The sequence below is a fragment of the Candidatus Similichlamydia epinepheli genome, from assembly GCF_003056015.1.
This window is the reverse complement of sequence record NZ_PPEU01000041.1, coordinates 1-7468: the sequence shown is the minus strand read 5'-3', so window position 1 is coordinate 7468 and position 7468 is coordinate 1. Positions and strand designations below refer to the sequence as shown.

Below are 7468 nucleotides of genomic sequence, written 5' to 3'. Positions count from 1 at the left end.
TTTAGAATCGTTTATTTCACCTTGGATTTGAGTGTTTCAAAGATAGTAGGTGGTATAGGTGTTTGCTAATTACTCTGGTGACTTTTCAATTGTTAGGGCGAATTCGCCCATCCAATTACCAAAACAATTATCTGATTTCCCTTTTGTTCGCTTCAAAGAAGAGAAGGGAGTGCCTGTTCGCCCTGAATTAGAGGAATATTTTCCCTCAATGCAATCGTCCCCTTTGCTTATCGCAGAAAAAGATAGTAGCTGTACCGAAATGAGTGAAATGAGGATAGGTGTACTGTTTTCAGGAGGGCCTGCTCCAGGTGGGCACAACGTTCTGCTTGGCATCTCTGACGCCATTTCACGTATTGGGTCAAACGGGACTCTTTTTGGTTTTCAAGATGGGTTTAAAGGTTTACTTGAAGGCAAAAATATCGAATTGACAAATGGCCTTCTGAAAGATTGGGCTAATTCAGGGGGATTTCACCTTCTTTCTACTTCTAGACAGAAATTAAAGGGGAACGGTGATTTCGAAAAAGTTGCTCAAGTTTGCACTAGACTAGAATTAGACGGGTTGGTGGTCATTGGAGGCGATGACTCTAACACAAATGCAGGGCTGTTGGCTGAGTTTTTTCAAAAAGAAAAATTAAAAACATCAATTGTTGGTGTCCCAAAAACAATAGATGGAGATTTGAAAGGGCATTCAATTGAAGTCTCATTTGGTCACGACACAGCAGCTAAAGTAATATCCGAATTGGTTGGAAATGTCTGCCTTGATTCTTTGTCATGTAAAAAAAACTACCACTTTGTTCGCTTGATGGGACGGCATGCATCTCATTTAACTCTTGAAGCAGCCCTTCAAGTTCAACCAACTTATGCTTTGATTAGCGAACAAATTAAAAAAGAAGGGATTTCAATACAGAGGATTGTATCTTCTCTTGTAGAGATAGTTAAGAAACGCGCTGCTCAGGGAAAACATTACGGCGTGATACTTATCCCAGAAGGCCTAATTGAACAAATTCCAGGAATAGACACTTTGATTTGTGTATTGAATGATCTTTTGGCGAGAGATCCAAATCATACGTTAGAAACTATACATCAAAGTCTCGATCCGGCTTCGTCTATCATCTTGGGCTCTCTACCAAAATCTATTCAAGTTCAGCTTCTTTATGATCGAGATGCACATGGCAATGTTGCAGTTTCTAGGATTGAAACAGAGAGGTTGCTTTTGTCTCTTGTGAAGCAAGAAGTTGAAAAGATCTCTCAACTTAGAAAAACTTTTTCTGCAATTCCTCATTTTTTTGGATATGAATGTCGATGTGCTCATCCAAGTTTGTTTGATGCGCATTACTGCTACTCATTGGGAATGTGCGCTGCTGCGCTGGTTCGTGAAAAAAGAAACGGATATATGGCCCTCATGACAGGGTTAGAAAAAGATATCTATTCTTGGCAAGTTAGAGGAGTCCCTTTAATCTCCATGTTTCAAAAGGAAAGAAGAGAAGGGAAATGGCTGCCAGTCATACGGAAGACATTGGTAGATTTGAATGGGCCTGCATTCTTAATGCTTAAAAAGAATGAAGAGCTATGGTCTACGCAAGATTGCTTCTTATCTCCTGGACCATATCAGTTTGAGGGAGAGAGAAAAGTCTCCCATTCCATTCCTAGGGCATTATTTTTGGAGAAACAAGGATGTGGCGACTAATTTTAAAGAAGATTGTAAGCGCGATCATGACGCTTTTCGCAATTGCAACTATTACTTTTTTCTTAATGAAAGCCATTCCAGGTGATCCTTTTGCCGAGGAAAGGCCTATTCCCAAAGAAGTAAGAAAAGCATTGAATGCATACTATGGTTTGGACAAGCCGATCTGGATTCAATACCTGACATACATGAAGGGAATTGTTTTTTTCGATTTGGGACCTTCACTAAAGTATCCTGACCGCTCTGTGAATTCTATTTTGAAAGAGGGGTTTCCAGTTTCCGCTTTTTTGGGAGCGGAGGCTCTTTTCATTTCCGTATTATTGGGGTTGTATTTAGCTGCGATCTCTGCTCAAAATTTGGGGAACCCTATCGATAAAGCAATAACGGTTGGTTCCATTGTGGGAATATCTAATCCGAACTTTGTAAAGGCAACTTTGCTTCAATATATTTTCGCAATCAAATTGGGTATATTCCCCGTTGCCTGCTGGGGAACATTTAGGCACACTATACTTCCCGCTATAGCGATTGCAACTGCACCTTCTTGCCATTTAACTCGATTAATTCGATCAGGCATGATCAATGCTCTATCTCGTGATTACATTCAAACAGCTCGTGCAAAAGGATTACCTTGGGAGCGTGTACTGTACCGACATCTCTTACCGGAAGCAATTCTTCCTGCTTTGGGAATTTTAGGCCCTCTCACTTCAGGAATTTTGGTTGGTGGGTTTGTTGTAGAAAAGATTTTTGCTATTCCTGGAGTCGGACAGTGGTTCATTAAAAGCACATCTAATCGTGACTACCCCCTAATAATGGGATTAACAATCTTTTACGGTGCGATTCTTCTAATTGCAAACTTTATAGTTGATTTAATTCATATCTCTTTGGATCCTCGCGTCTCTAATGAAACAATTAAAAAGAAGCAGTCATAAGGGACAATTTGTTTCTCTATGGATAATTTTGAAAATTTGTTTTTGCCACTGACAAGGCACCATTCCGATGAAAAAAAATCCCTGGACAAACTGGATTTTCCAAGTAAGACGTCTCTTGCATTTCAAAAGTTTTTCAAAAACAAAACTGCAACCTATTCATTTGTTTTTGTGATGCTTCTTTTTTTGGGTGCTGTCTTCATTCCGATATTTTCATCGCATACCTACTACGAAAATCATTTGGATGTAGTCAACTCTAAACCCAACATGGATTTCTGGTTTGGAACAGACGAGTTAGGACGAGACATCTTTGTCAGAGTTTGGTCAGGAGCTCGCATTTCTCTTGGAGTTGGACTTGGCTCTGCATTTATCGATTTGGTCCTCGGTGTCTTATTTGGGGGAATGTCGGGCTACTGTGGTGGCTTTATAGATGAGGTAATGATGCGCGTTATTGATGTCCTTGATGGGGTTCCAACCCTATTGAAGGTCATGGCTTTGCGCTGCCTTTTTCGTGGTGGATTTTTCACTGTTCTAGTGATTATTGGACTCCTAAGCTGGTCCAGAACAGCGCGTGTAGTTAGATTCCAGGTTCTAGAATGTAAAAATCAAGATTTTGTATTAGCCGCAAGAGCCATTGGCGCAAATAAAAAACGCATTTTCTTTTTTCATATTTTACCCAATATCTGGGGGCCACTTATTGTATCAGTTACTCTATCAGTGCCAAGTTCTATATTTGGAGAGGGATTCTTGAGTTTTTTGGGAATGGGCGTGGCATTGCCAGTAGCTAGCTGGGGAAGCATGGCAAGTTCAGGATTACAAGCTTTAAGGGATTACCCTTGGAGGCTGTTTTTCCCTGTAGGATTTATTTTCGCAACTATGCTCGCTTTTAATTGGATAGGCGACGGATTGCGAGATGCAATGGATCCAAGAAGATTTGTCGAAGAAGAAGGCAAATCATGACCAAACCTATTTTGAACGTGGAAGGGCTTTCCGTTAAGTTAAGAACGCAATATGGCCTTGTTCACTGCGTTCGTGATGTCTCATTTTCATTAAAAGAGGGAGAAGTACTTTTCATATTAGGCGAGTCTGGTTGTGGTAAAAGCATCTTGGCTATGTCATTGGTGAAGTTGATTCCAAAAACCGTTCAATATCAAATGAACGGTAAGGTTTTATTTGAAGATGTGGATCTCGCAAATATTGAAGAAGAGGAGATGCATCGTTTTCGTGGAAAATCTATTGGTTTTGTTTTTCAAAACGTGATGACTGCTCTACATCCGATGTTTACGGTTGGAGAGCAGATTGCAGAAGGAATGAGATACCACTTAGGGCTCTCTCATAAAGAAGCTGAAATGGAGGCTCTTTACTGGTTAGACCGTGTGGGAATTTCGAACCCAAAAAGACGTTCAGAAGATTATCCTCACGAATTTAGCGGTGGCCAGCGTCAAAGAATTTCTATTGCTGTTGCCCTTGCATCTAAACCGCAAATTTTAATTGCAGACGAGCCGACTACAGCCCTCGATGTCACCGTTCAGGAACAAATACTGGCCCTCTTGCAAGATTTGAGAAATGAACTATCCATGAGTATTCTTTTCATAACTCATGATTTGGGAGTTGTATCAGCATTTGCCGATAGGATTCTTGTTATGTATGCAGGTAATCTAGTAGAGGAAGGCTCTGTTTTTGATATTTTTCAATCACCTAAACACCCCTATACAAAAAGCCTTCTTCAAGCTTTGCCAAAAGAAGGACACCGCTCTTCGCGTCTTAAAACAATTCCTGGAACACCTCCGGATCTTGCAAAATTAAACAATGGATGTTCGTTTGTTTCTAGGTGTCCCTTCGCCATGAATATTTGTGCGATTGAAATGCCCTCTTTCTTTTCGTTTGGTGAACGAAAATGTGCTTGTCATTTACACAGAACAGAAGCCAAAGAACAATATAAACGTTTTGAAGCGAGTAACTAGTCAGTGCCGGACATCATCTATTCTCTTAAAAATGTATCTAAAACGTATCGGTCAGGTGAATGCAAAGCGCTTAATCAGATTGGGTTTGATATCTACAGAGAAGAAATATTTGGCTTGGTTGGAGAAAGCGGATCTGGCAAGTCAACTTGTGCTCGAGTAGTTTCTCGTTTAGAAGATATTGATTCTGGACGATGTGTATTTGAGGGGAGGGATATTTCTAACTTATCGGAAGGGGAAGAGTTTTCTCTCCGTAGAGAAATTCAGTTTGTCTTTCAAGACCCTTGCGCTGCCTTGAACCCCATGCATCGCATCGTAGAAACCTTACTCGAACCGTTATATCTTCACTCAAAATATCTGAAATCAAGCTGTTCACCTATGAGCGAAATTATCGATCTTTTGGAAAAAGTTGGTCTTCCATCTGACGTGTTATCTCGCTTTCCACACCAATTCAGTGGAGGTCAAAAACATCGCATAGGACTTGCCAGAGCTCTCGTTTTAAAACCACAATTACTTGTTTGCGACGAACCTCTTGCTGCCTTGGATCTTTCTGTACAAGCCCAAATAGTAAACTTACTTCTTGATTTAAGAGATAACTTTTCGCTTACAATTATGATTGTTTCACATGATCTTTTGATCATGCGTTACATGTGCAACAGAGTCGGAGTTATGTACGGTGGAACTCTTGTAGAGGTAGGACAGGTAGAAACAGTTTATAATTCACCTAAGCATCCCTACACACAGTCTCTAATCAATGCCATTCCGTTACCTGACCCTCACAAACAGAGGAAAAAAACTCCTAGAGTCATTGTTCCCAAAAACAATATAGAAAAGAAATACACAGGGAGTGGGTGTGTTTTCGCACCTCTTTGTCCTTTTGCCATGGACGTATGTTTTTCAACGTGTCCAAAAATGACATCACTATCAGATAATCATTCAGTTGCATGTCATCTTTTCACATATTAGATGTCGCGATGATCTTATTTGTCACAAAACGCTCGGCTTGGTTATCATCTGCAGGGCGGATAGTGCTGCCTTAGCTCAATTTGGCAGAGCACTCGACTTGTAATCGAGCGGTTGTGGGTTCAAGTCCCCCAGGCAGCAATTTTTATTATCGGGGGTGTCGCATAGCGGCAATTGCAGAAGACTGTAAATCTTCCGCCTTCGGGCTTCGTCAGTTCGAGTCTGACCGCCCCCAGAGTCTCTTTTCCTCCTTTTGAAAGAGGAATGTCACTATTATCGTAACGGTCACATTAGCGATAAATGAGCTAGAGATCGGCTTTCCGAACCATATCAACTCATAGATAGCAGAGAAATACGGCGTCAATTGTCCAAGCAGGGCTAAGAAAGCTGGGGAATGGTATTTTAGTGCTCTAGAGTAGATCCCATAGAAGAAAAAATTAGATAGAAACAGAAGAATGAGAATTGTCCTGAAGAAGGCTCTTTGGTTTGTGATGATGATTGGAACATCCATGGCACAACAAAGTGCCCAAGAAAAAAAACCTCCTAACATCATAGAAATTCCATTTAGAAAAACTGGAGAATAACCCCGTTCTAGAAGTCTTTTAAAGTAGATCCAACCGATAGATCCTGAAAGGACTGCAAGAAACATAATCCATTCTGGGATAGATAAGGAAACGATCTCTCCTCTCCAGGAGATAAGCGATGAACCACTCAAAAAAGCCAATGAAATATAAATCCATTGGAGACGAGAAGGTGTCCTTTTTCTGATTAGCAGAAGAGCAGTAAGGAAAGGTGTTAAATTGTAAAGAAGTTGAGCCTTTGCAACTGAAATATGCTGAATAGCCCAAGCTTCACAGTTGAAAGAGAGAAATGATTGAAAGAATGCCAGCTGTACAACTTTGAACCAGTCGTATAATGATGGAGCAAGAAATGGATTCCTCATTTGGATTAAGAGCAAAACTACTCCACCGATAGACATGCGAACTGCCACCAATAGAAAAGGGGAGTGATTACCATCGTTTAGGATAGAGTGAGAAAGCAACATAGTAGCCGCAATTGATGCATAGGCAATCAAAACTTTGAGAACGGCAATTTTTGAACGTTTCACTGTTTTGGTTTTCTTTCAAATTGGAAGACCTTCAAGTCTTCTGCAATTAGAGTATTCGGGAAGATGGACTGAGCTTCTTGTAGAAAAGGTAATGTATCTTGATAACGTCCAGAAAAATGTGTGAGAATCAACCGTTCAGCACGAGCATGTTTAGCAATAGAGGCTGCCTCTTTTGCCGTCATATGTAAGTTTTGTGTTGCAAGATGCTTCTCCGAGTCAAGATAAGTACTCTCGCAAAGAAATAACTTTGCATTTTGCGCAGCCAAAATAGCTTGGTCACAAGCAAGAGTATCGGTTACGTAAGTGAAAACATCTCCTTCCTGCATGAAACTGACTTGATCAAGTTCTATTTTGCCAAATGGTGTTTCTATACATTTGTCTGCTATTAAACTTCTAACAGAAGACCCTCGAATTCCGTACTTCTCTAAAGTCGCTGAACAAAATTTACGTTTCTTCTTTTCTTTGATTCTCCATCCAAATGTTTCAATTGCGTGAATAAGTGGAAAAGCTTCAAAAGTGAAGTCATTTGTTTCGTCAACCAAACCAGGCTTTTCAACCGCATGAGCAACTACCTTAATACGTTCATGGTAGGACGTTCCAAATCGCAAACGATTAAAATAACGGTACCCTGACGCGGGGAAATAACAATGAACAGGATGCTTAACGTGGTCAAGATTGAGACGCATCAACATTGAGCCAAGCCCCAAACAATGATCTCCATGAAAATGACTTATGAAGATCCTTGTCACGTTGGTTGGAGATATGTTTGCAAATATAAATTTCCCGTTGGTGGGATGCGAGATGAAGCTGAAATAAAGGGGCACAG

General features: G+C 40.6%; 7 protein-coding genes and 2 tRNA genes. 7 read left to right on the top strand and 2 right to left on the bottom strand.

From position 1 onward, the window contains the following. Positions 1-58: 58 nt before the first annotated feature. The 7 genes from GCCT14_RS03130 to GCCT14_RS03100 all read left to right on the top strand — a co-directional run bounded on the left by GCCT14_RS03130 (position 59) and on the right by GCCT14_RS03100 (position 5769). Positions 59-1687 carry a diphosphate--fructose-6-phosphate 1-phosphotransferase gene (locus tag GCCT14_RS03130; RefSeq protein WP_108624205.1) on the top strand — a complete coding sequence of 543 codons (1629 nt, stop codon included), beginning with the start codon at positions 59-61 and terminating at the stop codon, positions 1685-1687. After that, positions 1675-2613: an ABC transporter permease gene (locus GCCT14_RS03125; protein ID WP_108624204.1), complete on the top strand. Its 939-nt coding sequence runs from the start codon at positions 1675-1677 to the stop codon at positions 2611-2613. Before GCCT14_RS03130 ends, GCCT14_RS03125 begins: the two co-directional genes overlap by 13 nt. Positions 2614-2631: 18 nt before the next feature. Further along, positions 2632-3570, top strand: coding sequence for an ABC transporter permease (locus tag GCCT14_RS03120; protein WP_108624203.1), 939 nt, complete (start codon positions 2632-2634; stop codon positions 3568-3570). Continuing rightward, the gene (locus GCCT14_RS03115) at positions 3567-4574 is read left to right on the top strand and encodes an ABC transporter ATP-binding protein (RefSeq protein ID WP_108624202.1); all 1008 of its coding nucleotides are present in this window, start codon (positions 3567-3569) and stop codon (positions 4572-4574) included. The genes GCCT14_RS03120 and GCCT14_RS03115 overlap by 4 nt, the downstream gene beginning before the upstream one ends. 3 nt (positions 4575-4577) lie before the next feature. Beyond that, complete coding sequence (locus GCCT14_RS03110; protein ID WP_108624201.1) at positions 4578-5537, top strand: oligopeptide/dipeptide ABC transporter ATP-binding protein; 960 nt, start codon at positions 4578-4580, stop codon at positions 5535-5537. 64 nt (positions 5538-5601) lie between these two features. Beyond that, a tRNA-Thr gene (locus GCCT14_RS03105) sits at positions 5602-5675 on the top strand. Between the two features lie 12 nt (positions 5676-5687). Beyond that, positions 5688-5769 (top strand) — tRNA-Tyr (locus tag GCCT14_RS03100). On the opposite strand, the gene GCCT14_RS03095 is transcribed toward GCCT14_RS03100, so the two are convergent. Continuing rightward, complete coding sequence (locus tag GCCT14_RS03095) at positions 5746-6642, bottom strand: DMT family transporter (protein WP_108624200.1); 897 nt, start codon at positions 6640-6642, stop codon at positions 5746-5748. The two genes, GCCT14_RS03100 and GCCT14_RS03095, sit on opposite strands and share 24 nt — an antisense overlap. Beyond that, positions 6639-7466, bottom strand: coding sequence for an MBL fold metallo-hydrolase (locus GCCT14_RS03090; RefSeq protein ID WP_275655982.1), 828 nt, complete (start codon positions 7464-7466; stop codon positions 6639-6641). The genes GCCT14_RS03095 and GCCT14_RS03090 overlap by 4 nt, the downstream gene beginning before the upstream one ends. Between the last annotated feature and the right edge of the window lie 2 nt (positions 7467-7468).

Bases quoted from the DNA above. Each gene is read 5' to 3' on its own strand.
- GCCT14_RS03125 (WP_108624204.1), top strand. From the start codon at position 1,675: ATGTGGCGACTAATTTTAAAGAAGATTGTAAGCGCGATCATGACGCTT.
- GCCT14_RS03120 (WP_108624203.1), top strand. From the start codon at position 2,632: ATGGATAATTTTGAAAATTTGTTTTTGCCACTGACAAGGCACCATTCC.
- GCCT14_RS03115 (WP_108624202.1), top strand. From the start codon at position 3,567: ATGACCAAACCTATTTTGAACGTGGAAGGGCTTTCCGTTAAGTTAAGA.